Source organism: Microcoleus sp. F10-B2 (genome assembly GCF_036704965.1).
Classification (GTDB): domain Bacteria; phylum Cyanobacteriota; class Cyanobacteriia; order Cyanobacteriales; family Microcoleaceae; genus Microcoleus.
Genome location: NZ_JAUBTB010000089.1, coordinates 6,593 through 29,263 on the forward strand (window position 1 = coordinate 6,593; position 22,671 = coordinate 29,263).

Annotated in this window: 19 protein-coding genes and 1 pseudogene; 14 read left to right on the top strand and 6 right to left on the bottom strand. The window is 45.7% G+C overall.

All coding sequences use genetic code 11. From position 1 onward, the window contains the following. The 9 genes and pseudogenes from QUA99_RS26190 to QUA99_RS26230 form a co-directional block, all read left to right on the top strand. Nucleotides 1-787, top strand: a pseudogene (locus QUA99_RS26190) (ATP-binding cassette domain-containing protein); the annotation flags it as partial. A gap of 49 nt (nucleotides 788-836) precedes the next feature. Beyond that, complete coding sequence (locus QUA99_RS26195; protein ID WP_333242045.1) at nucleotides 837-1,628, top strand: ABC transporter permease; 792 nt, start codon at nucleotides 837-839, stop codon at nucleotides 1,626-1,628. Between the two features lie 318 nt (nucleotides 1,629-1,946). Then, nucleotides 1,947-2,849, top strand: coding sequence for an Rpn family recombination-promoting nuclease/putative transposase (locus QUA99_RS26200; RefSeq protein WP_333242043.1), 903 nt, complete (start codon nucleotides 1,947-1,949; stop codon nucleotides 2,847-2,849). 44 nt (nucleotides 2,850-2,893) lie between these two features. Then, on the top strand, nucleotides 2,894-4,990 hold the full coding sequence (locus QUA99_RS26205; RefSeq protein ID WP_333242041.1) for a Gldg family protein: 2,097 nt from the start codon (nucleotides 2,894-2,896) through the stop codon (nucleotides 4,988-4,990). Nucleotides 4,991-5,151: 161 nt separating this feature from the next. Next, a complete protein-coding gene (locus QUA99_RS26210; RefSeq protein ID WP_333242039.1) occupies nucleotides 5,152-5,790 on the top strand; it encodes a DUF4340 domain-containing protein in 639 nt (212 codons plus the stop codon). Between the two features lie 268 nt (nucleotides 5,791-6,058). Beyond that, nucleotides 6,059-7,189 (top strand): ABC transporter ATP-binding protein, encoded by a 1,131-nt coding sequence (locus tag QUA99_RS26215; protein WP_333242037.1) that lies wholly within the window; start codon nucleotides 6,059-6,061, stop codon nucleotides 7,187-7,189. A gap of 179 nt (nucleotides 7,190-7,368) precedes the next feature. After that, nucleotides 7,369-8,499 (top strand): extracellular solute-binding protein, encoded by a 1,131-nt coding sequence (locus QUA99_RS26220; protein ID WP_333242035.1) that lies wholly within the window; start codon nucleotides 7,369-7,371, stop codon nucleotides 8,497-8,499. Between the two features lie 227 nt (nucleotides 8,500-8,726). Further along, nucleotides 8,727-9,638 carry an ABC transporter permease gene (locus QUA99_RS26225; protein WP_333242033.1) on the top strand — a complete coding sequence of 304 codons (912 nt, stop codon included), beginning with the start codon at nucleotides 8,727-8,729 and terminating at the stop codon, nucleotides 9,636-9,638. A 126-nt stretch (nucleotides 9,639-9,764) separates the two neighbouring features. Further along, nucleotides 9,765-10,610, top strand: a complete 846-nt coding sequence (locus QUA99_RS26230) for an ABC transporter permease (RefSeq protein ID WP_333242031.1) — start codon at nucleotides 9,765-9,767, stop codon at nucleotides 10,608-10,610. Nucleotides 10,611-10,897: 287 nt separating this feature from the next. Here the strand turns inward: QUA99_RS26230 and QUA99_RS26235 are convergent, their stop codons facing one another. Then, nucleotides 10,898-11,713, bottom strand: a complete 816-nt coding sequence (locus QUA99_RS26235; protein ID WP_333242028.1) for a fatty acid desaturase — start codon at nucleotides 11,711-11,713, stop codon at nucleotides 10,898-10,900. Between the two features lie 366 nt (nucleotides 11,714-12,079). Beyond that, nucleotides 12,080-12,892 (bottom strand): acyl-CoA desaturase, encoded by an 813-nt coding sequence (locus QUA99_RS26240; protein WP_172187909.1) that lies wholly within the window; start codon nucleotides 12,890-12,892, stop codon nucleotides 12,080-12,082. A gap of 80 nt (nucleotides 12,893-12,972) precedes the next feature. Here QUA99_RS26240 and QUA99_RS26245 point away from each other — a divergent pair, with 80 nt between their 5' ends. Beyond that, nucleotides 12,973-14,205, top strand: coding sequence for a methionine gamma-lyase family protein (locus tag QUA99_RS26245; protein WP_333242026.1), 1,233 nt, complete (start codon nucleotides 12,973-12,975; stop codon nucleotides 14,203-14,205). A 219-nt stretch (nucleotides 14,206-14,424) separates the two neighbouring features. Here QUA99_RS26245 and QUA99_RS26250 read toward each other — a convergent pair whose 3' ends face one another. Further along, nucleotides 14,425-15,057: a CatB-related O-acetyltransferase gene (locus tag QUA99_RS26250; protein WP_333242024.1), complete on the bottom strand. Its 633-nt coding sequence runs from the start codon at nucleotides 15,055-15,057 to the stop codon at nucleotides 14,425-14,427. Between the two features lie 258 nt (nucleotides 15,058-15,315). On the opposite strand from QUA99_RS26250, the gene QUA99_RS26255 reads away from it, so the two are divergent. The 3 genes from QUA99_RS26255 to QUA99_RS26265 all read left to right on the top strand — a co-directional run bounded on the left by QUA99_RS26255 (nucleotide 15,316) and on the right by QUA99_RS26265 (nucleotide 17,403). Further along, nucleotides 15,316-16,398 carry an ATP-dependent 6-phosphofructokinase gene (locus QUA99_RS26255; protein WP_333242022.1) on the top strand — a complete coding sequence of 361 codons (1,083 nt, stop codon included), beginning with the start codon at nucleotides 15,316-15,318 and terminating at the stop codon, nucleotides 16,396-16,398. A 122-nt stretch (nucleotides 16,399-16,520) separates the two neighbouring features. Beyond that, entirely contained in the window at nucleotides 16,521-16,982 is a 462-nt protein-coding gene (locus QUA99_RS26260; RefSeq protein WP_333242020.1) for a GNAT family N-acetyltransferase, read from the top strand. Nucleotides 16,983-17,031: 49 nt separating this feature from the next. Beyond that, a complete protein-coding gene (locus tag QUA99_RS26265) occupies nucleotides 17,032-17,403 on the top strand; it encodes a DUF2237 domain-containing protein (RefSeq protein ID WP_333242058.1) in 372 nt (123 codons plus the stop codon). A 119-nt stretch (nucleotides 17,404-17,522) separates the two neighbouring features. Here the strand turns inward: QUA99_RS26265 and QUA99_RS26270 are convergent, their stop codons facing one another. The 3 genes from QUA99_RS26270 to QUA99_RS26280 all read right to left on the bottom strand — a co-directional run bounded on the left by QUA99_RS26270 (nucleotide 17,523) and on the right by QUA99_RS26280 (nucleotide 21,570). After that, a complete protein-coding gene (locus tag QUA99_RS26270) occupies nucleotides 17,523-18,806 on the bottom strand; it encodes a leucine-rich repeat domain-containing protein (protein WP_333242018.1) in 1,284 nt (427 codons plus the stop codon). 48 nt (nucleotides 18,807-18,854) lie between these two features. After that, entirely contained in the window at nucleotides 18,855-20,192 is a 1,338-nt protein-coding gene (locus QUA99_RS26275; RefSeq protein WP_333242016.1) for a leucine-rich repeat protein, read from the bottom strand. A 178-nt stretch (nucleotides 20,193-20,370) separates the two neighbouring features. Next, nucleotides 20,371-21,570: a Coenzyme F420 hydrogenase/dehydrogenase, beta subunit C-terminal domain gene (locus QUA99_RS26280; protein ID WP_333242014.1), complete on the bottom strand. Its 1,200-nt coding sequence runs from the start codon at nucleotides 21,568-21,570 to the stop codon at nucleotides 20,371-20,373. A gap of 396 nt (nucleotides 21,571-21,966) precedes the next feature. Between QUA99_RS26280 and QUA99_RS26285 the strand changes: the two genes are divergently transcribed. After that, nucleotides 21,967-22,527 (top strand): hypothetical protein, encoded by a 561-nt coding sequence (locus tag QUA99_RS26285; protein WP_333343595.1) that lies wholly within the window; start codon nucleotides 21,967-21,969, stop codon nucleotides 22,525-22,527. Nucleotides 22,528-22,671 lie beyond the last annotated feature (144 nt).

A 22,671-nucleotide genomic window follows, 5' to 3' on the forward strand; every position in this document is an offset into this window, starting at 1 on the left:
AACCGTCGAGTCGAGCGAACATCCTCAACCAGAACCAATTGTCGAAAATCTGCTGATTGTTGAAACCGTCGAGTCGAGCGAACGTTCTCAACCAGAACCGATAGTCGAAAATCTGCTGATTGTTGAAACCGTCGAGTCGAGCGAACGTTCTCAACCAGAACCTGAACCGATTTTAGAAACCGTCGAGTCGAGCGAACATCCTCAACCAGAACCAATTGTCGAAAATCTGCTGATTGTTGAAACCGTCGAGTCGAAACAACCTTCTCAACCAGAACCTGAACCGATTGTTGAAACCGTCGAGTCGAAACAACCTTCTCAACCAGAACCTGAACCGATTGTTGAAACCGTCGACTCGAAACAACCTTCTCAACCAGAACCGATAGTCGAAAATCTGCTAATTGTTGAAAGGCAAGAGTCGAAAGAACATCCTCAACCAGAACCGATAGTCGAAAATCTGCTAATTGTTGAAAGGCAAGAGTCGAAAGAACATCCTCAACCAGAACCTATAGTCGAAAATCTCCAAGTTTCAGATACAGTAAAGTCGAGCCAACCTTCTCAACCAGAACCGATAGTCGAAAATCTCCAAGTTTCAGAAACACCAGAGTCGAGCCAACCTTCTCAACCAGAATCCCAACCAGTTGTAAAAAATAGGCAACTTAAAAAAAAGCCACAACTGAGTAGCGATTCTCAACCAGAACAGCCACCTGTTACCAGAAAGCGACAAATAGAAAGAAAGCAACAGGATAGCGACGACAGCGAAAAACCACCCGCAGGCGACTCAAAATGAACCAATTACCAATGGCCAATTACCCATTCCCAATTCCTAAAGGTTAGTAATGATTAGTAATATTGTCGCAATTTACCGCAAAGAACTACAAAGCTATTTTGCCTCGCCATTAGCCTATGCCATCGCAGCAGTCTTTTGGCTAATCACCGGCTACTTTTTAATAGCTATCCTCCTCGCCGACGACGGGTTAATTTCCCAAATCGGCCAGCGAGACCAAATGGGAATTACCGAACCTCCCATCGACGTAGCCTATGAATTCCTGCAACTATTTCTGCGAATAATGGGCTCCCTTTCGTTGTTCGTACTACCCGCACTCTCAATGGGACTTTACGCAGAAGAACGCAAACGTGGAACCTTAGAACTATTAGCCACATCGCCCTTAACAAACTGGGCAGTTGCTACTGGCAAACTCCTCGGTGTTTTAACATTTTATACCACCATGTTGATGCCGCTGCTGTTCTGCGAGGCGATCGTCCTCAGTTCCTCAACCCCACCCGTACCCCCCGCAGTTCTCCTGCTAGGACACGGCGGCTTAATCTTACTAGCAGCAGGAGTGTTGTCCCTCGGAATGTTTATTTCCTCCCTCACAGACAGCACAATTTTATCAGCCATCCTCACCTTCGCTCTAGTATTATTTCTGTGGGTGATCGATGCAGCCGCCGTCGCTATCGGTGGCCCCTTCGGAACAGCATTAGGACATTTGTCGCTATTAACACATTACACCAATCTTGTCAAGGGAGTTTTTGATACCAGCAGTTTAATTATGTTTGCCAGTTACATCATTTTAGGAGTATTTCTGACCGCCCAATCCATCGATGCTTTGCGATATCAGCGTTCTTAAAAACATCAGGGAAGAGTTCGGGTAATCAAGAGGGGAGAGTGGGAAAGGGAGCATCTCAGTTTTGCAGCCAAGCTAGAAATTGGAGTTTTGAGGCAGGAGGCAGGAGGCAGGAGGCAGGAGGCAGGAGGCAGGAGGCAGGAGGCAGAAGGAAGGAGCCAAAAGAAGTATTTTTACAAATATGAGATGCTCCCGTGGGAAAGTAGGAAAATAGGAGAGTCGGAGATTAAAGGAGAGGGCAACAATTCCCAATTCCCAATTCCCAATTTCCCATTCCCAATTCCCAATTAATGTTAGTTATTCCACTAATTTGTTGAAATAATGAGATTTATCAATCCAAAAATCGACTTGGCGTTCAAAAAAATATTCGGTTCCAGCGACAGCAAAGACATCCTGATTAATTTTTTAAACGCCATTCTTTATGAAGCACAACCAGTCATCGAAGACCTAGAAATAATCGACTCCCAACCAGAACATCAAACTCTCGCAACCCAAGACACACACCTAGATGTCAAAGCCACAATTAACGGCGGCAGAATCGCCCTAGTTGAAATTCAACTGATCAACGTGCCTTACTTCGGGAACAGAGTGTTGTACAACGCGGCCAAAAGCTACAGCCAGCAATTAACAGGAAAAGAACGCTACGAAAGACTAAAAACAGTAATTTCCTTGAAAATTGCCGACTTTGAAATGTTTGATAATCAGCCCGAATTTATGTCGCGGTTTGTTTTTAAAGAAAAAGAGCAACAGTTTGAGTGTCCAGATACTGAAATAGAATTAGTATTTATCGAACTGCCAAAATTTAGCAAGGAATTAGCTGCATTAGAAACAACCGCCGACAAATGGATTTACTTTCTCAATAACACGAGCAATCTGGAGACTGTACCAGAAACACTGAGTGCGGTGCCCGAACTTCAGAAAGCTTTGAACATTGCCAACGAGGACAACTTCACTCAGCAAGAATTAAATGAATTGCAGAAGCAAGAACTGTGGATTCAAGACCAGCAGATTGCCATAGATGTAGCAAGAGAACAGGTGACAAAAAGCGCTCAACTTTCGTTAATATTGCGTCAGCTAGTGCGGCGATTAGGCACAATACAACCGGAAACAGAAAACTGCATCCGTCAATTAGGCATAGAGGAATTAGAAGCACTAGGAGAGGTCGCAATCGATTTTAACCATCCGTCAGATTTAACAGCATGGTTGCAGGCTAATGCGCTTTAGAATAACATCCTCGAACCGGAATTTTCTCACTCAATATTTAGATTATGAAAATTAGAAAAACAAATTGGAAATACGTTTTTTTACTCGGCCCCCTCCTCATCGCAGCGGGGTTAACAGCAGCACTTGTATCTGGAGTATGGGACCCCCTGACAGTCGGTTTAGTTATTGCCGGAGCAGTGACGATCGCACTTTGGCTGCTATATTTGAGTTACGAACAAAGCTTTTGGGGGCAGCGTTCCACTCAAGCCGGCACCAACGCCCTAGTTGCTACCCTCGCCGTCTTTGTGATTCTCGGAGTAATTAACTTCATAGCCGTTCGCTATCCCGTCCGCATCGACTTAACCGAAAGCCAACAATTTACCCTCGCCCCCCAGACTCAACAAATACTGCGAAATTTGCAACAAACAGTCAAAGTTTGGGTATTTGACCCCACACAAAATCCCCAAATTAAAGAACTGCTGCAAAGCTACAAACGCGAGGGAGGCGAAAAGTTCCAATTTGAATTTGTTGACCCGCTAGCCCAACCGGGAAAAGCGCGAGAATTTAGCATTACCAGCATCGGAGAAGTTTACCTGCAATCAGGGGACAAAAAACAAGTTCTGCAAAAAGGTGGCACTGCTTTTGGTAGCGACCCGAATCAAGGTCTTTCAGAGATAAAACTTACCAATGGCTTAGAAGAAATCCTGAGCACTCGCGTTGCTACAGTTTACTTTTTGCAAGGGAAAGGAGCCCGCCCGCTAAAGGAAGGTCAAGGCGGAATTCAGCAAGCTGAAAAAGCTCTGAAAGATAAATACTACAACGCTCAAACGCTGAATTTGACCGAACGCAAAGAAGTGCCAGAAGATGCAGATGCTTTAATCGTTCCCGGGCAGGACAAACCGTTTTCCGATACAGAAATTAAAGCACTAAAAGCTTATCTCGATCGCGGCGGCAGTTTAATGTTAATGGTAGACCCGGCAACTGATACGGGATTGGACAAGTTGCTGCAAGAATGGGGCGTAAAACTAGACACCCGTTTGGCCATCGATGCTTCGGGAACTGGTCAAAGATTTGGCCTGGGCCCTACGGTTCCCACCGTCAGGCGCTACGGCGAACATCCGATTACTCAAAGTTTTGGCACCGGCATTTCATTTTATCCGTTTGCGCGTGCTTTGGAAACCTCGCCCGTAGAAGGGATAGAGGAAAAACCTCTGATTTGGACGAGTCAAGAAAGTTGGGCGGAAAGCGATTTGACGACGAGGAAATTGGAGTTCGATCAAAAGACCGATCGACAAGGCCCGCTATTATTAGGTGTAGCTTTAGTTCGATCGTCCACTGACAGCACTCCCTTAAAGCCCTCACCTTCACCAACACCAACTTCCCCCTCGCCTTCACCCCAAGCATCGCCGACAGATTCACCGTCGCCGACAACTTCCCCGTCGCCGACAACTTCGCCGACAACTTCCCCGTCGCCGACAACTTCACCGACAACTTCGCCATCACCGACAACTTCACCGACAACTTCGCCATCACCGACAACTTCGCCATCGCCGACAACTTCCCCGTCGCCGACAACTTCACCGACAACTTCGCCATCGCCGACAACTTCACCGACAACTTCGCCATCGCCGACAACTTCACCATCGCCGACAACTTCACCAACAGCTTCCCCAATCAGCTATTCGGTGATTGTCTCGCAAGAAGCTACGCCTCCAGCATTACCGACGACTTCGCCAACACCGGCAGCATCTCCCACAGAATCTCCCACAGAATATCCGGAAAGTTCGCCAACACCGACAGAATCTCCCACAGCATCTCCCACACCGACACCAGAAACATCTCCCACAGCATCTCCCAGTCCAAAGTCAACTCCTTCTGCGCCTTCAACTCCTAGAAAAACATCGCGAATGGTAGTAATTGGCACATCTCAATTTGTGACTAACGGTTGGTTTGACCAACAACTCAATAGCGACGTGTTTCTCAATTCAGTCAGTTGGTTGAGTAAACCAGACCAGCAAAGCTTTTCTATCAGTCCGAAAAAAGCTACCAACCGCCGTATTAACATGACGACCATCCAAGTAGGATTGCTGGTTTTAGCTTGGCTAGTTTGGCCTTTACTCGGACTGGGAATTGGCGGCGCTATCTGGTGGAAGAGAAGATAAGTTAGTTGACAGTTGTCAGTTGACAGTTGTCAGTTGACAGTTGACAGTTGTCAGTTGTCAGTTGACAGTTGACGGTTGACAGTTGACAGTTGTCAGTTGTTATTAATAACAGACTCCCCAATTCCCAATGCCCAATTCCCAATGCCCAATTCTCAGTTATTATGAAATTGCAGAAAAATACATTAGTGTTGATAGCCGTCGCGCTGAGCATGACTGGGTTGGTTGCTTTGTTCGAGATGCAAGTGTCTCCGCAGGAGGAAGCGGCTAAGGAAGAAAAACAGAAAATTTTTGCTTTTAAGTCCGATCGCGTACAATTCTTTACAGTCAAAACTCCCGAAAAAATCTTGACTTTTGAGCGAGTTTATGCTACAAAAGGAGGCAAGTCTAGCTGGGAAATGAAATTGCCAGTGCAAGCACACGCAAGTCAGGCATCGGTGGATTTTTTGCTAGACAGGTTGGCAACAGGAAAGAGCGATCGCACGATTAATATTACTGCTGCTCAACTGCCAGAATTCGGTCTCGACCAACCCCAAGCTACAGTCACAGTAAAGTTGGACAACCAGGAAACTCACCGCCTAGTTTTAGGCAAAACAGACTTTAGCGGCCGCTTCTTGTACGCTCAAGCCAATCCCCCGGAAGCGCCCTCTCAAAATTCAGCCGAAAATTTGCCCGTGCTGCTAGTGCCTTTTGACTTTAAAAATGCCGTCCAGCGACCTTTGTCAGAGTGGAAAAAAGCAGAAGCACCCAAAACAGACAAACCGCAAAAACCATCTCCCACGCCAAGTCCTGAGAATCAATAGATGACCAGTCGATATGAGATGTTGCACCATTCTCAACAAGCCTTTTATGGACAGGCAAGATGCCTGTTCCACAAAGAGTAAATTTTTTTGTGGAACAGGCATCTTGCCTGTTGCTGACGCCTGTTGCTGACAATGGTGCGCTCTGGGATAGAATTTAAAGAACAAATCCCAAAACCTGTTACATCCAACATTCCTCACCTAAAATACAGAAAAGTCTAAACTTAAACTGTATTTAAGTGGCGTGCATTACCCCCAGGAAAGGGCGAATATGTTTCAGACAGCACTCAACCAAGGTACGACAGCAGCGGATACAGCGTTTGACGTTGAACTCCGCAAGGTATTTAAGGTATTTAACGGCGAAACCGCAGTCCGCGGAGTAGACCTCAACATCCGCCAAGGAGAATTTTTTAGCATCCTCGGGCCTAGCGGCTGCGGCAAGACTACGACGCTGCGCTTAATTGCTGGGTTCGAGACTCCCTCGGCGGGCGAATTGATGATTCGCGGCCAGTCAATGACCAACACTCCAGCTTACCGCCGTCCGGTAAATACTGTGTTTCAAAGCTACGCTTTGTTCGGACACATGAATGTCTGGGACAACATCGCTTTTGGATTGCGAATAAAAAAGCTGGGGAAAGCGGAAATTGAAGAACGGGTACGGGAAGTTTTGCAATTGGTGAAAATGGAATCTTTCGCCAACAGGTTTCCCGGTCAAATGTCGGGCGGCCAACAGCAGCGGGTGGCTTTGGCTAGAGCTCTGGTAAATCGACCGGCGGTTCTGCTGCTGGACGAACCTCTGGGTGCTCTGGATTTGAAGTTGCGGAAGCAGATGCAGTTGGAACTGTCGAATTTGCATCAAGAACTCGGTTTGACTTTTGTGATGGTGACTCACGACCAAGAAGAGGCGATGAGTCTGTCTGACCGGATTGCGGTGATGCACGAGGGCAGGATCGATCAAATTGGCTCTCCTGAAGAAATTTATGAGTGCCCGCAGACGCCGTTTGTGGCGGATTTTATTGGCGATACGAATTTGTTTGCGGGTACGGTAGAATCGATCGACCGATCGACTCTCACAGTTCGCACCTCAGCCAATCTGAAAATAATCGTTCAGCAGTCGGATATGTGGAGTGGTGTCACAGGCGACTCTGTTGTGGTCAGCGTTCGGCCCGAAAAAGTATATTTGAATCTCTACCAGCCGGAAGTTTCGGTCAACTGTTTTGAAGGGCGGCTCAAAAATACTATGTACATGGGCACGCACGTTCATTACGTGGTTGAGTTGGCGTCGGGCGATAAAATTACCGTGCGCCAGCCAAATACCGGCGGCTCTTTCCCAGACCCGCACACGCCGATTTATGCTTATTGGGGAACTACTGATTGTCTCGCTTTGACGGATCGGAATTAGTCAGTTGGCTGTTGGTAGTTGGTATCAGTCATTAGTCATTAGTCATTGGTTATTTGTTGGTGGTTGGTTCTCCTAACAAATAACACAGGACAATTCCCAATTCCCAATTCCCAATTCCGCAATCTTCAATCTCCAAATCTAAAATCTAAAATCTAAAATCTAAAATCTAAAATCGAACTGTGCCTCCGACTAACTTACCAATTTCCAGGATGTTCCCGGCTAATTCTACACGCCGTCAGTTCCTAAAAAAATCGGCGGCGACAATTTCTGGGTTAGCCCTTTCGAGTTGCGGCTGGCGTCTTGCAGACGTACAATCTGCTCCTGCTGCTAAAGGTGCTGCCGACCAACTTTTCATCTATACTTGGGCAGGCTATACCGATAAAGCTTTGCTCGATCGCTTTGCCGAAAAAACAGGCATTCGCGTAGTGGCCGACGTGTTTAGCTCCAACGAAGAGATGCTGGCGAGAGTTCAAGCCGGTGGCGGCCGCGCCTACAGCATCATTTACCCGTCTGACTACATGGTGGTTCAGATGAAGGAACTGGAGCTGTTGACCGAATTAGACCACTCGATTTTAGGCGGACTCGATCGGCTCAAAAAACAGTTCCAAAACCCTGTATATGACCCAGGAAACCGCTACAGCGTGCCTTTGAGTTGGGGGACAACTGGATTAATTTACAACAGCGAACAGCTCAAAGAAGCTCCTGAAGATTGGAACTATTTGTGGCAGCACAAACAAGAGTTAGCAAGGCGAATGACCCTAGCCAGCGATGTCCGAGAAGTCATGGGCGCTGCGTTGCGGATGCTGGGCTATTCTCTGAATTCTACGAACCAAGAGCAAGTGAAACAAGCTTACGAAAAGTTGGTGGAACTAAAACCGGCGATCGCATCTTTTACTACTGATGCTTGGCGGCCGCAAATGCTGACAGGGGATTTGAAAGTAGCTATGTGTTATTCTTCTGATGCTAATGAAGTAATTGCAGATAACGATAAATTGAAATATGTCGTCCCCAAAAGCGGTTCTTCTCTGTGGACTGACACTTTAGTAATTCCTAAAGGTGCTCCCAATCCCGAGGCAGCTTATAAATGGATTAACTTTATGCTGCAAGCGGATGTCGCAGCTTCTTTAGTAGAAAGGCTCAGTTTTTCAACTCCTTCGGAAGATGCTTTTAATTTGCTGACGCCGGAAATCCGCGCCAACGAGATTCTTTTCCCTTCTGAAGCTGTTTTGAAAAATTGCGAAGGTGTGGCTCCGGTAGGGAAATTTATGGAAGTGTACGATCGCTATTGGACTCAATTAACCAGCGGCTAATCTTATTTTTGCCATAAATTTCATGTAGATTTCGATTTACCGTGGGATGGGGGCGGGTTTAGGAGATTGTTTATTTTAGGCGATTATTGCAGGTGAACCCGCCCCTACATTACATTTCGATTTACCGTGGGGTGGGGGCAGGTTTAGGAAATTGTTTATTTTACGCATAGATTGTTGGTGAAACCCTCCCCCACAAATCAAAACTCAAAACTCAAAACTATTTATTTATGGCTGTTTCTACCAAAACTCCCCCTCCTATTCCTCCCAATCCTTCCTTGAAGGCTGAAACTGTTCCCCCGTGGTCGTCGTGGGCTGGACCGCTGGCATTGCTCGGCCCTTCTGGCTTGTTGCTGGCTCTATTATTAGTAATACCAACTCTGGTAATTTTTGAGCTTAGTTTGGTGCCCAATATTAAGCCCGGAGATTTGGTGAATCCTTCGGGAATCGGCAATTACCTGCGAGTGTTTGAGCCTCTGAATTTGCAGGTGATGGGTCGATCGCTCTTTTTCGCAACGGGGACTACTATTCTGTGTTTGCTGCTGGGATTTCCCGTCGCTTACTGGATCGCCCTCAATGTCTCGAAAAAGTGGCGGAATTTAACTTTGTTAGGCTTTGTGTTGCCGCTGTGGACTTCTTCGCTGTTGCGATCGTATGCTTGGATTACAATTCTGCGTCCTACGGGGGTTCTCAACTCGCTGCTGGCACTTGTAGGCATTCCTCCTCTGGAATTGCTCAATCAAAGTTCCGCAGTTTTAATCGGCATGGCTTACAGTTATTTGCCTTATATCGTGACCATTCTCTACGCTTCTTTGGAAAAGTTAGACCGCAGGTTGCTAGAAGCATCTCAGGATTTGGGCGCGAATCCAGTGGAAACTTTCTGGAAAGTTACAGTACCTCAGACGATGCCGGGAATTGCTGCGGGTTCTTTGCTAGTATTTATTAGCTGTTTGGGCGATTTTGTCGATCCGGAGTTACTCGGTGGAGCTTCGAGCATGACGGCGGCTCGTTTGATTTACAATCAGTTTTTGGGGGCGACTCAAAATTGGGGGCTGGGTTCGGCTCTGAGTATGGTATTGATTTTTGCAGTGAGTATCGGAATTGCCCTTTTGCTTAAATATGGCGATCGTAATGCAATTTAGGATGTTTAAGGAAGAGGGAATAAGCAAGAGGGAATAAGAAAAAAAACAATTTTAATTTTTCCGATTACCAATTCCCAATTCCCCATGAATTACAATTACCAATTACCAATTTCCCATTAGCGAGACATGGAAAATACCCCCGACAATCCACAGGAGGAAATACAAGCCGATATGTACTTAAAACCTAAATTTAAGGTTTCTTGGCAGGTGATATTTGCCATTTTGATGTTTTTTTATATGTACCTGCCCATCCTGGTACTCACATTTTACAGCTTTAACAAATCGCGTTTTAGCGCCGGCTGGGAAGGATTTACTTTAGATTGGTACGTTAAATTATTTAGCGATACGCGGATTTTAATTGCCCTGAGAAACAGTTTAACAGTGGCTGTGTGTGCAGTTGCAATCTCGGCTGTACTCGGCACTTTGATGGCCGTTGGTTTAGCCCGCTACCGCTTTCCTGGGAAGAGTTTATATCAAGGAGTTTCCTACTTGCCGATTATTATTCCAGATATTGCGACCGCAGTTGCAACTCTGGTATTTTTAGCGGCGCTGGCTATTCCTCTAAGTTTGTGGACAATTGTCGCCGCTCACATTGTGTTTTGTCTGGCTTACATCGCTCTCGCTGTTTCTACTAGATTGGCAGATTTAAACCCGTATTTAGAAGAGGCTGCCTTGGATTTGGGAGCAACGCCTGTTGAGGCTTTTATTCAGGTTTTGCTCCCTCAATTAATACCCGGAATTGTTTCGGGTTGTCTGCTGTCTTTTGTCCTCAGCATGGACGATTTTTTGATTGCGAGTTTTACCGCAGGTAGCGGGACTACAACTCTGCCAATGGAAATTTTTAGCCGGATTAGGACTGGGGTAAAACCTGATATTAATGCTCTGAGCGTGCTGTTAATAGTAGGTTCGGGAGGATTGGCATTTTTAGCGGAATATTTGCGCAGCCGGGGCGAGCAAAAACGGGCTCATTAGTCATTGGTCATTGGTTATTTGTCATTAGTCATTAGTCATATCATGTCCGGTCGAGCGACCGCGATTTTTGTAGGGGCTCCCCTCACCAACAATACCTGCCAACAATCTCCCATCTCAAAAACCCGCCCCGACCAGAATATTATGGTTAGTCGATCGGACATGATATCATTGGTCATTGGTTATTTGTCATCAAAAAACCCGGTTTCTTTGATCGGAAACCGGGTTTCTGAAGCGGTAAGGTGTGCGATCCACCCTACAGAGGTTTTGCGTCTAGGACCCAATTGCGGCTATTTTGCTGGTAATTTTACCTTAGTGGCCAAACCTAGTGCTTCCAAAACTTGAATTGTCATCCAAGTGAAGTCAATTTCCCACCATTTCATGCCGTGACGCGCAGAGTATTGAAAAGCGTGGTGGTTGTTGTGCCAGCCTTCGCCGTAAGTCAAAACTGCAACCCACCAACAGTTAGTAGAACTATCTTCGGTTGCGTAAGTGCGGTAGCCAAATTTGTGAGTGGCGCTGTTAACAAACCAAGTGCAGTGATATACCGCAACTAAGCGGACAAAAATTACCCAAACTACAAAAGGCCAGCCTGCTGCTAAGTACAGCAAGACGCCAAATGCGATTTGAATGGGGAGAAAGTAGTTTTGCAAAAACTGGTAAAAGGGGTCGCTCGAAATGTCTTTTGTGCAGCGAGAAATTTCATCGTGAGCGGGGCCTTTGTAAAACATCCAGCCGATGTGACTCCACCAAAAACCCCGATCGGCATTGTGAGGATCGAGCGGGCTGTGGTCGGAGTGGGTGTGGTGCAAGCGGTGCAGGCCAACCCAATGAATTATTCCTCCTTGACAGGCAAGTGCTCCGCAAAAAGCTAGGAAATATTCTACGAATTTTGGTGTCTGAAAACTGCGGTGGGTGAGCAGGCGATGCCATCCGAGAGTTATTCCCAAACCGCCTGTTACCCAGTGCATGAATACAGTTAAACCAACTGCTGTCCAATTGAAGTTACTCGGAAGCAAGGCGAACAAAGCGCCGATGTGAAGTCCTGCTAAACTAATAATGTGTACCCAATTGTATTGGAGTTTTTTTTGCGTTGCAATTGTCATTCTATTTTTGATTTCTGATTAGATTAGATGCGGATCTGAATTCACCCATAAAAGTTTGGATTGAGGGAGCGAACTGTTGTGTTGAACACTTGCCCAAACTAATAAATAATGAACGATAGATTTTGGATTAGGATTGAAAAAGATTTACCGTTGTATTTTGAAAATAAAAAATTTGGCTGCCAAACAAAATTTTTTGTTCCCAACTCTATTATAACTGATTCTGGTTTTGGTTGGGTCGATCGCACCAGAGGATCCGAGCTTACTTCAACCCAACCTGTACCCGATCGCAAAAAACAGGATTAGCCATTGGTCACGAGCCATTAGTCCAGAACTAATGACCGACAACCCATGACTAATTGCCGATCGCTATTTTTCTGCTAATTTCACTTTGGTTGCCAAACCCAGCGATTGCAGCAGTTGAATTGTCATCCAGGTGAAGTCGATTTCCCACCATTGGAGACCGTGGCGAGCCGAGTATTGAAAGGCGTGGTGGTTGTTGTGCCAGCCTTCGCCGTAGGTGAGCAGGGCAACCCACCAGCAGTTCGTCGAGCGGTCGCCCGACTCGTAGGTGCGGTAGCCAAATTTGTGGGTAGCGCTGTTAACCAGCCAAGTGCAGTGGAACACCACCACGATCCGCATAAATACGCCCCAAACCACGAAAGACCAGCCGCCTAATAAATAAAGCAACACACCGAAGACAACTTGGATGGGGATAAAATATGCTTGGAGAAACTTGTATACTGGGTCGTCGCCGATGTCTTTAGTAAAGCGGGGGATTTCAACTCTGATGGGGAGATCCGAGAGCATCCAGCCCATGTGGCTCCACCAGAAGCCTTGATTGGAATCGTGGGGATCTGTTCCGGTATCGGAATGTATGTGGTGTAACCGGTGCATTCCTACCCAGTCGATCGGGCCGCCTTCACAGGAAAGGGTACCGCAAATAACTAGAAAATACTCTAGCCATTTCGGTGTTTGAAAACTGCGGTGGGTGACTAGGCGGTGAAATCCGAGAGTAATTCCTAAACCACCTGTTACCCAATGCAGGAATACTGCTAGCCCGACCGCAGACCAGCTAAAATTACCCGGCAGCAAAGCAAATAAAGCACCGATGTGCAGAAAGGCCATAAAGCCTATGACAGGCCAATCAGGGGAAGTTTTTTTGGAAGTTGCAATCGTCATGAATATATTATGTTTACAAACTAGGGGCCGCATCTACGCCATAATGAACAGCGCGCACGCAAATGGTGAGCGAGGTATAGATGAATAGCGTTTCACGGCTACAGGAAGCAGAACAGGCACTCTTTCAGATTTTTTCTGGTATTGACGCGACAGTCAAGCAAAATCTTCAACGAGTCTTAAAAGCTTTTCGCAGCCACCGGGTTGGAGTCCACCATTTTGCAGGGGTTACGGGTTACGGCCACGACGATTTGGGTCGGGAGACTTTAGACGGGGTGTTTGCCGAAGTGGTAGGGGCAGAGGCGGCTGCTGTCCGGGTACAGTTTGTTTCGGGTACTCACGCGATCGCCTGTGCTCTTTTTGGCATCCTGCGTCCTGGTGACGAAATGTTGGCAGTGGCTGGTTCTCCCTACGATACTTTAGAAGAAGTGATCGGCTTGCGGGGGCAAGGTCAAGGTTCACTGATTGAGTTTGGCATTAGTTACCGTGAGTTGCCTCTAACTCGCGAAGGAAGTGTGGATTGGCAGGCACTGAGCTCTACTATTTCAGCAAAGACTCGCCTGGTTTTGATCCAGCGCTCTTGCGGCTATTCTTGGCGGTCGAGTTTGTCTATTTCTGAGATTGAAAAAATCGTCGCCATAGTCAAACATCAGAATCCTAGCACAATTTGCTTTGTCGATAATTGTTACGGGGAGTTTGTAGACGATTGCGAACCTACTGCTGTGGGTGCGGATCTGATGGCTGGTTCTTTAATCAAAAATCCGGGGGGTACGATCGTCCCTGCTGGCGGTTACGTCGCCGGCCGGGCGGATCTGGTGTCGCAGGCAACTTGTCGCTTGACGGCACCGGGAATTGGCAGCAGCGGCGGCGCTACTTTTGATTTGAATCGGTTGCTGTTTCAGGGTTTGTTTATGGCTCCCGGTTGTGTGGGGGAGGCGATGAAGGGAAATCATTTGACGGCTTATGTTTTTTATAAGTTGGGTTATCGGGTGAATCCGATTCCTTTGGCTAAAAGACGGGATGTGATTCAGGCGATCGAATTCGGTTCTGCTGATAAATTAATTGCTTTTTGTAGGGCGGTTCAGCAAAATTCCCCCGTGGGTTCGTATTTAGATCCGGTGCCGGCTCCGATGCCGGGGTACGAGAGTCAGTTGGTGATGGCTGGGGGTACTTTTATTGATGGGAGTACGTCGGAGTTTTCGGCTGACGGGCCTCTCCGGAAGCCTTACGTGGCTTTTTGTCAGGGGGGGACTCATTGGACTCATGTATCGATCGCCCTTGAGGCTGCGATCGAGGCTGTGGGCCCGGCTAAGTAAGCTTGTAGTGAGGACTTCTGTCTTCTCTGTGGCTGATAGTCAATCACGACTTTAGTCCTTACTACAAACAATTTGGCTAAATAATCATCAAACCTAAAATAAATCCGATGACTGTTCCGAAGCCGAAAATAAAGCCGATCGGCGTAGCATTTCCCCAATAAGCTTTTTCAATTTAGGCAAATTCTGCTCAAGTTAAAAAATTGACCTCATCAGGCAAATTCACTCAGCATTGCTGAGTGCTTGAATATCGCTTTCCATAATTATTCTGACATTGCGCGAAATCTTATCAATTTCCCAATCCCACCACCGAATTTCTAATAGTTGTGCCACTTCAGCATCGCTAAAACGCTGTTTGATTGGATGTGCGGGGTTTCCACCGACAACGGTGTAAGCCGGAATGTCTTTTACTACCACGGATTTGGCGGCAATGATTGCACCGTCGCCGATTGTGACTCCGGGCATAATCAGCGATTCATAGCCGATCCAAACATCATTGCCAATGACGGTATCGCCTTTACTTGGCAGTTCGATTAATAGATTCATGGCTGTTTCCCAACCATTCGCAAAGATGGGAAAAGGATAAGTTGAAATCCCGTCGAGTTTATGATTGGCACCGTTCATAATAAATTTGACGTTGGTGGCGATCGCACAAAATTTGCCAATAATTAATCGCTCGTTTCCGTAGTTATAAAGTACGTTTTTTTCAAAGTTTTTTGGCTCTATTGGATCGTCGTAATATGAGTAATCGCCGACGATAATGTTGGGGGATTTAATCAAGTTTTTGATGAAGCATACGCGCGGTTGGTCTGCGATCGGATAAGGTCGGTTGGGATCGGGCCCAATTTCTGTCATCAGTTTCAATCCTTATTCGTTAAGCTGCTGGATTTATCTACTGTTAATTCGAGTTAAGTTGGCTTCTGCGTCGTTAACATAAAGTAGTAGATTTTGTCAAGGGGTAAGCGAGAAATTGTGGGAGATCGATCGCACCGTGAGGCATTGAGAGTGCGATCGATCCCCCGAAATTTCCAATTCTATCGAAATTCTGAAATTTTTCATAACTAATACCAGAGATTTTACAATCAGAGTTCCAAAAAAAGTCTGACAACAATTATGGGAAAACACAAGTGCATCGGCATCCTCACCAGCGGGGGTGACTGTGCGGGTTTAAATGCAGTGATTCGAGCCGTCGTACACCGCGCAGTCGGAACTTACAATTGGAAGGTTTTGGGAATTCGTCAAGCCACCAAAGGATTGATGAGTCGCCCTCCTCAAGGCATCCCCTTAGATATTGAAAAAGTAGACCCTTGGCTGACTATTGGCGGTACCATGTTAGGCACGACAAATGAGGGAAATCCTTTTGCTTTTCCGATGTCGGATGGGACATTGCTCGATCGTTCGGATGAAATTATCGAAGGCTATCATCTATTAGGTATTGATGCCTTAATTGGCATTGGTGGCGACGGCAGTCTCGCCATTCTCCGAAAGCTTGCTAAACAAGGCAATTTAAACTTAGTTGGTATTCCTAAAACTATTGATAATGATGTTGGAATTACCGAGCGTTCCATCGGTTTTGACACTGCTGTCAATATTGCCACAGAAGCACTCGACCGCTTGCATTTTACCGCAGCAAGTCACAGCCGCGTCATGATTCTGGAAGTCATGGGACGCGATGCCGGACATATTGCGATTAGTGCCGGAATTGCTGGGGGAGCTGATATAATTCTGATTCCCGAAATTCCTTACAAAATTTCCCAAATCTGCGAAAAAATCCGAGAACGTCAAGAACAGGGTAAAAACTACTGTTTAATTGTAGTAGCGGAGGCAGTTCGCACTGAAGAAGGCGAATTATTGATGCACACAAATCGATTAGGTCAAAGTCGGTTGGGGGGAATCGGTCAGTATTTAGCTGATACAATTTCTGACTGTAGCGGCGCAGAAACCCGGGTTACTGTTTTGGGACACATTCAGCGTGGGGGTACACCTTCGCCGCTAGAAAGATTGATTGCTTCGGCTTTTGGCATAGCCGCAGTTGATTTAATTGCTGAGGAGAAATACGATCGCATGGTAACTTGGCAGCAGCGGGAAGTTATGAGCGTTCCATTAGAAGATGCTATCTCCAAATACAGAGCTGTAGAACCCTATTCTACTCTCGTAAAAACAGCTCGCGGTTTGGGAATTTGTCTGGGAGACTAGAAAATTTACGACTTGCGCAAGGCAGCAATTTTTCCTCTATCTGTAGGGTGCGCACTCCGCACCTTACTACTACAGAGAGGGTGATTGTCTTCAATAATTTATCCTATAAATAGGAATAATTTATGATAGTACGAACCTACCAAATCTGCGATACCCAAAAAATAATAAAATTGTTTTACGACACGGTGCACGAAGTAAATATTCGGGATTACACAAAAGCACAAGTAGATGCTTGGGCACCAGCAAATATGGATATCGAAAGTTGGACTAAAAGTTTAAGCAGTAAATTTACCTTCGTAGCAGAAGAGGGTGAGCAAATTGCAGGTTTTGGGGAACTGGAAGCCAACGGTCATATCGATCGCTTTTACTGTCATCAAGATTTTCAAAGACAAGGAGTTGGCAGGCGAATTTTAAAACAAATTGAGTCAAAAGCCAAAGACTTAGGAATTAATAAGTTATTTACCGAAGCCAGCATTACAGCTCGACCTTTTTTTGAAAGCCAGGGATTTATGGTGATTAGAAAACAAGAAGTAGAACGGAGAGGACAAAAATTCATCAACTTTCCAATGGAAAAAAATATATAAACAACGATTTGTGTAAAATTAGATCGAAGAGTTTTACGGAGGAGTTGCGATCGTGACAGAGGCTACAAATGTTCTGGGCGGAAAATTAGAGACTTGCTGCACGTCGCCCATGACAGGATATTATCGGGACGGCAAATGCAATACAGGTGGTGGCGACTTTGGGGTTCACACTGTTTGCGCTCAACTGACAGAAGAGTTTTTGCAATTCACTAAATCGAACGGAAATGATTTGAGCACTCCGGTTCCCGAATTTAACTTTCCCGGTTTGAAGCCTGGGGATTGCTGGTGTTTGTGCGCTTCTCGGTGGAAGGAAGCAATGGATGCTGGATGTGCGCCACCTGTGGTTTTGGCCGCGACTCACGCCTTGACTTTGGAATACGTTTCTTTGGATGAATTGAAACAGCACGCTGCTGATTTTTAGAAGGATGTTGGTGTGCGATCGCTTTTAGTCAATAAGGGCGATCGGGTTTTTCTGATGAATATCAAATTTATCATTCGCGACTGAAATATTTAAGGGCGATCGGGCGTCACTGTAAAGTTTTATGGTTGAGTTTGTGGTTCCCACTTACAGATAGACTCTGGTTTGAGAGGGCAAGTTTTAGGGGCGATCGGATTTCCGCTGAGGTAGAGTTCAGTCAGTTTAGTGAAAGATGCTAGCGGTTTGATGTCGCCGATTTGATTGTTTTCGATGGAGAGCAAAGTCAGGTTAGTCAAGGATTGTAGCGGTTTGATGTCGCTGATTTTATTGCTGGAGAGAAAGATATCAGTCAGGTTAGTCAAGGATTGCAACGGTTTGATGTCGCTGATTTTATTGCTCATGATGACGATCCCTGTCAGGTTAGTCAAGGATTGTAGCGGTTTGATATCGCTGATTTTATTGTTGGAGAGGAAGAGCAAAGTCAATTTAGTCAAAGATTCTAGCGGTTTGATATCGCTAATTTGATTGTTATTGAGGACGATCCCTGTCAGGTTAGTCAAGGATTCTAACGGTTTGATGTCGCTAATTTGATTGTTGGAGAGCCAGAGCGAAGTCAGGTTAGTCAAGGATTCTAGCGGTTTGATGTCGCTAATTTGATTTTTGGAGAGCAAGAGCGAAGTCAGGTTAGTCAAGGATTTTAGCGGTTTGATGTCGCTAATTTGATTGTTGCTGAGCTGGAGAGAAGTCAGGTTAGTCAAGGATTTTAACGGTTTGATGTCGCTGATTTGATTGTTGTCGAGCCAGAGCCAAGTCAGTTTAGTCAAGGATTCTAGCGGTTTAATGTCGCTAATTTGATTGTTGTAGAGGTGGAGAGAAGTCAGGTTAGTCAAGGATTCTAGCGGTTTGATGTCCTTGATTTGATTGCTCATGAGCTGGAGATGAGTCAGGTTAGTCAAGGATTCTAGCGGTTTGATGTCCTTGATTTTATTGTTGTCGAGGTAGAGCTTTGTCAGGTTAGTCAAGGATTGCAACTGTTTGATGTCCTGGATTTTATTGTTGCTGAGGTCGAGATCTGTCAGGTTAGTCAAGGATTCTAGCGGTTTGATGTCGTTGATTTTCTTGTCGTTGAGGTAGAGTTCCTCAATACTCGAAAGTTTTTGATAAGCTACATCGCACTCAGTAGTCTCTGCTACCTTCAACAGCAGCTCAACAGTATGTTTAGCTTCAGGACTCAAAGAAGCTTGAGCGCGACACCAATCAGCAAATGTTCGTCCACTTTTTCCCGCCTGCGTTTCCGAGACTAACGCGGAAGGTCTATTTCCACATGATGCCAGACCGATCGCACAACAAGTAACTACTATCAATTTTTGTAACTTCATGTGTTTGTGTGCAACTATGAGTGTCATAGTCTTGTACCTCTAATTTCCCCAACAGTAAAGTTTGAGCATTTAATTTCAGGGTTCCCACTTACAGATAGACTCTGGCTTTAGCGGGCAAGTTTTGGGAGCGATGGGATTTCCGCTGAGGGAGAGAATGCTCAGGTTACTCAAAGATTCCAAGGGTTGGATGTCGCTGATTTTATTGTTGCTGAGGCTCAGAGAAGTCAGGTTAGTCAAGGATTCGAGCGGTTTGATGTCGCCCAGAAGATTTGTATCGAGGAAGAGTCCAGTAAGGTTAGTCAAGGATTCGAGCGGTTTGATGTCGCTGATTTTATTGTTGCTGAGGACGAGCACTCTCAGGTTAGTCAAGGATTCGAGCGGTTTAATGTCGCCCAGAAGATTTCCGCTGAGGACGAGAATGCTCAGGTTAGTCAAGGATTCGAGCGGTTTAATGTCGCTGATTTTATTGTCGCTGAGCTCGATCGCAGTCAGGTTAGTCAAGGATTCGAGCGGTTTAATGTCGCTGATTTTATTGTCGCTGAGGCCGAGCGCAATCAGGTTAGTCAAGGATTCGAGCGGTTTAATGTCGCTGATTTTATTGCCCCTGAGCTCGAGTTGAGGCACGTTAGTCAAAGATTGTAAGGGTTTGATGTCGCTGATTTTATTGTTGTGGAGGGAGAGCGCAGTCAGGTTAGTCAAAGATTGTAACGGTTTGATGTCGCCCAGAAGATTGTTGTCGAGTTCGAGCTCTGTCAGGCTAGTCAAGGATTCGAGCGGTTTGATGTCGCTGATTTGATTGTTTCCGAGCGCGAGCGTAGTTAGGTTAGTCAAGGATTGCAAAGGTTTGATGTCGCTGATTTGATTGTTTCCGAGCGTGAGCCAATTCAGGTTAGTCAAGGATTGCAAAGGTTTGATGTCGCTGATTTGATTGTCGCTGAGGGAGAGACGATTCAGGTTAGTCAAAGATTGTAAGGGTTTGATGTCGCTGATTTTAGTTTTGTGGAGGATGAGAGAACTCAGGTTAGTCAAAGATTGTAAGGGTTTGATGTCGCCCAGATGATTGTTGCTGAGGGAGAGCTCAGTCAGGTTAGTCAAGGATTCCAATGGTTTGATATCGCGCAGATGATTGTTAAAGAGGTCGAGTTCTGTGAGACTCGAAAATTTCCGATCGGCTGCATCGCACTCAGTAGTCTCAGCTTTCTGCAGCAGAACCTCAACAGTATGTTTAGCTTCAGGACTCAAATCAGCTTTTTGGCGACACCAATCGGCAAATGTTCGTCTACTGTTTCCCGATCGCACTTCTGCTGCTGCTTTCCCCGACACTCCATTTCCAGATAATGTTAGAAGTACACAACAAGTAAGTGCGATCGACCTTGGTAAATTGATATATTTCTGTGCCACTATAAGTGTCATAATCTTATATATCTAATTGAAAGTTAAAGCCATCTTGCAAAAACAAAACCAATAATTAATTCAGTCCTTTTCAAAGAACTTAAGCTTTGAGGCAGGGATTGAAACCCCTGCCATACTGAAGGAAAGAGGGCAATATCATGTCCCTGCAAAACAGCTATTAAAAACTCTCTGAATCACCTCACTCAGGCAACTTATACTGCCCCACAATCCGCTTAGCATATTCCGGCACATGAGCCTCTAATTTCTCCGGGTAATTGCGCTTCACGTACAGATAATTGCGAGTGAAATGAGAATCTATCGAAAACCGGGCATATTCCAAACCTTTCGGCCCAATTCTTTCAATAAACACTCCCATTAACTTCGCCGCCCACATCGGCAATGTCACTCCTTTTTCGTAAGCCGGAATGCTTTGCTGAACGGCTTCTTTTCGGTTTCCCTTAGACATCACGGGCTGAGTATTTAACTGATCCGCAACCAAATCTAACATCTCTTGCCCCGTGTCATTTCGCACCACAATCCATTGCCAGCCAAAAGGTGCTCCCATGTAGCCGACAACTAAATCTGCTAAAGAATTGACATAATCAAAACAGCTCAAACAAGAAGGAGCAAAAACGTCTTTCAATTCCTTAGTATTCAAACCAAAAAACGGCACTTTTTCTTCCGAACCATCTTCGTGTTTGAAGTGAACGTTAAAGTCTTGCATAAACTCATAAGACACAACTGTTTCGGGAGAACGGCTAGTCGTATCTAGGAATTTCTGTAACCCCGCGCGGCTGACATTATCGACACAGGGAGTTCCCAAAACGTAGAGCTTCTCTAAACCGAGTTTTTTCTCGACTGTTCGCAAAGCTTGAATTTGACAGCCGACACCAATTACTAACAGCCGCTTCATCCCAGATTTTTCAATTTGTTCCAATACTGAAAGGTTGGGAGAGAGAGTTGGTTTGTTGACTTTTGCTGCCAGAATTTCTGCACGATTTGTAGCAATAATCGGCATCGGTTGAAAGCGGTCTTCTTTGGTATTTTGGACGCAAACAACGCCTTCTACAATGCCTTTTTCGAGCATTTCAATCGCAATTGTGCTGACGATTCCCGTCCACTGAGCGCCCTCGATCGGCTCTTTTTTCCGAGCCGCCATCATGTTTTGACTGACTCCGAAATACCAATCGTCGGGATTGTCGAGATTGCGCGATCGCCCGTGAATCTCTGCTTCTAATTCCGCGATGTGCTGTGTTAAGAAAGCACAAGATTCCTTGACATAATGGATGTAATATGTATCGCACAAACCGCACTCGCTGCAAAGTTCTTTAGCGGGGCGGCGGCTACCCGGTTTGAGGGCTTTGGATTTTTGGTGTTTAGTAGAATCTGTTGCGGTCATCTAAATTGCTAATTTTATCGAGATATGGCTTTTGTTAGGATATCACAGCAATTTCCGCTGATTTACCTCTTTGATTCTTTCTTTCAGTCCCGGCAGGCGGACGCAAGCTTGTGCGGAAGCAAATTCGGTTCGCCCGAAATTGGCGGTTTTCAAAGCTTAAAAAATATTAGTCAGGACTTACCTAGGTTGCGCTAGAAACCCAGTTTCTGGCTGAATACCTCACTGTTAAACCTAAGATTTATGGTAAAAACCGGGTTTCTGTGTGTAGTTTTGGTAAAAAAAATCGGTTTCAGAGCAGCGCAGTGCGTCCAGGAGTGTTGGTGTAAGTCCTATTAGTATCAATCCGGATCGAGCAGGTGATCGCGCGAATACATTGCCAAATAAAGCTATAAAAAAATGGTAAAAATATTTGTGACAACAGCCCTCGCTGGCATCACGATCAATCTCGCAATTTCTAGCTTAGGATTTGCTGCTTTAGTTCGCCCCGTTGTGGGTATGAATCAAACTGTTGCGGTTCTAGAAAGAATGTTCAACGCGACACAAAAGCCGGCGGCGATCGACTATTCGCGCCTAGGGATTGGCGGCGTTAGGTTGGGGATGTCTGTAGAAGAGGCAAAACGCAAGTTGGGAAAACCGCAGCGCGACGAAACTAAACCTGCTGGGGAGGCCATCGGCGGCAAGATTCGCACGCTAACATACTCGGGATTGACGGTAGCTGCATGGGAGGGAAAAGTTTATTTAATTTCTGCTACCAAGCCCAAGTTCGTGACAATTGATGGTGTGAAGGTAGGAGATAACAGCCAAAAAGTTGTTAAAACTTACGGTTATGGGTCGCAATCTGTCCAGGGTGGAGTGACTCGGTTGACTTACAGCAATGACCAAAAGGCTTCTAATTTGATTTTGGAAATTAAGGGCGATCGCGTGCAAAAGATTATTGTCGGCACGCAGCTAAACTGAAATATTAGACAATAGTACAAAAGTCCCCGTTCACAAGTTTGTACTAAAGATTTTAGTCCTTATTTATGCAGGGTAAGAGCATCTCAATTAGGCTTGACACAAGGACTCAGAAGAATCTAATGTAGGGTCAAGAAAACAAGAAAA

What these genes read in the sequence shown, in the direction of transcription:
- QUA99_RS26195 (WP_333242045.1), top strand. Translation starts at nt 837, where the DNA reads ATGATTAGTAATATTGTCGCAATTTACCGCAAAGAACTACAAAGCTAT.
- QUA99_RS26210 (WP_333242039.1), top strand. Translation starts at nt 5,152, where the DNA reads ATGAAATTGCAGAAAAATACATTAGTGTTGATAGCCGTCGCGCTGAGC.
- QUA99_RS26280 (WP_333242014.1), bottom strand. Translation starts at nt 21,570, where the DNA reads ATGACCGCAACAGATTCTACTAAACACCAAAAATCCAAAGCCCTCAAA.
- QUA99_RS26275 (WP_333242016.1), bottom strand. Translation starts at nt 20,192, where the DNA reads ATGACACTTATAGTGGCACAGAAATATATCAATTTACCAAGGTCGATC.
- QUA99_RS26235 (WP_333242028.1), bottom strand. Translation starts at nt 11,713, where the DNA reads ATGACAATTGCAACGCAAAAAAAACTCCAATACAATTGGGTACACATT.
- QUA99_RS26255 (WP_333242022.1), top strand. Translation starts at nt 15,316, where the DNA reads ATGGGAAAACACAAGTGCATCGGCATCCTCACCAGCGGGGGTGACTGT.
- QUA99_RS26260 (WP_333242020.1), top strand. Translation starts at nt 16,521, where the DNA reads ATGATAGTACGAACCTACCAAATCTGCGATACCCAAAAAATAATAAAA.
- QUA99_RS26230 (WP_333242031.1), top strand. Translation starts at nt 9,765, where the DNA reads ATGGAAAATACCCCCGACAATCCACAGGAGGAAATACAAGCCGATATG.
- QUA99_RS26200 (WP_333242043.1), top strand. Translation starts at nt 1,947, where the DNA reads ATGAGATTTATCAATCCAAAAATCGACTTGGCGTTCAAAAAAATATTC.
- QUA99_RS26270 (WP_333242018.1), bottom strand. Translation starts at nt 18,806, where the DNA reads ATGACACTCATAGTTGCACACAAACACATGAAGTTACAAAAATTGATA.
- QUA99_RS26285 (WP_333343595.1), top strand. Translation starts at nt 21,967, where the DNA reads ATGGTAAAAATATTTGTGACAACAGCCCTCGCTGGCATCACGATCAAT.
- QUA99_RS26250 (WP_333242024.1), bottom strand. Translation starts at nt 15,057, where the DNA reads ATGACAGAAATTGGGCCCGATCCCAACCGACCTTATCCGATCGCAGAC.
- QUA99_RS26240 (WP_172187909.1), bottom strand. Translation starts at nt 12,892, where the DNA reads ATGACGATTGCAACTTCCAAAAAAACTTCCCCTGATTGGCCTGTCATA.
- QUA99_RS26215 (WP_333242037.1), top strand. Translation starts at nt 6,059, where the DNA reads ATGTTTCAGACAGCACTCAACCAAGGTACGACAGCAGCGGATACAGCG.
- QUA99_RS26245 (WP_333242026.1), top strand. Translation starts at nt 12,973, where the DNA reads ATGAATAGCGTTTCACGGCTACAGGAAGCAGAACAGGCACTCTTTCAG.
- QUA99_RS26225 (WP_333242033.1), top strand. Translation starts at nt 8,727, where the DNA reads ATGGCTGTTTCTACCAAAACTCCCCCTCCTATTCCTCCCAATCCTTCC.
- QUA99_RS26205 (WP_333242041.1), top strand. Translation starts at nt 2,894, where the DNA reads ATGAAAATTAGAAAAACAAATTGGAAATACGTTTTTTTACTCGGCCCC.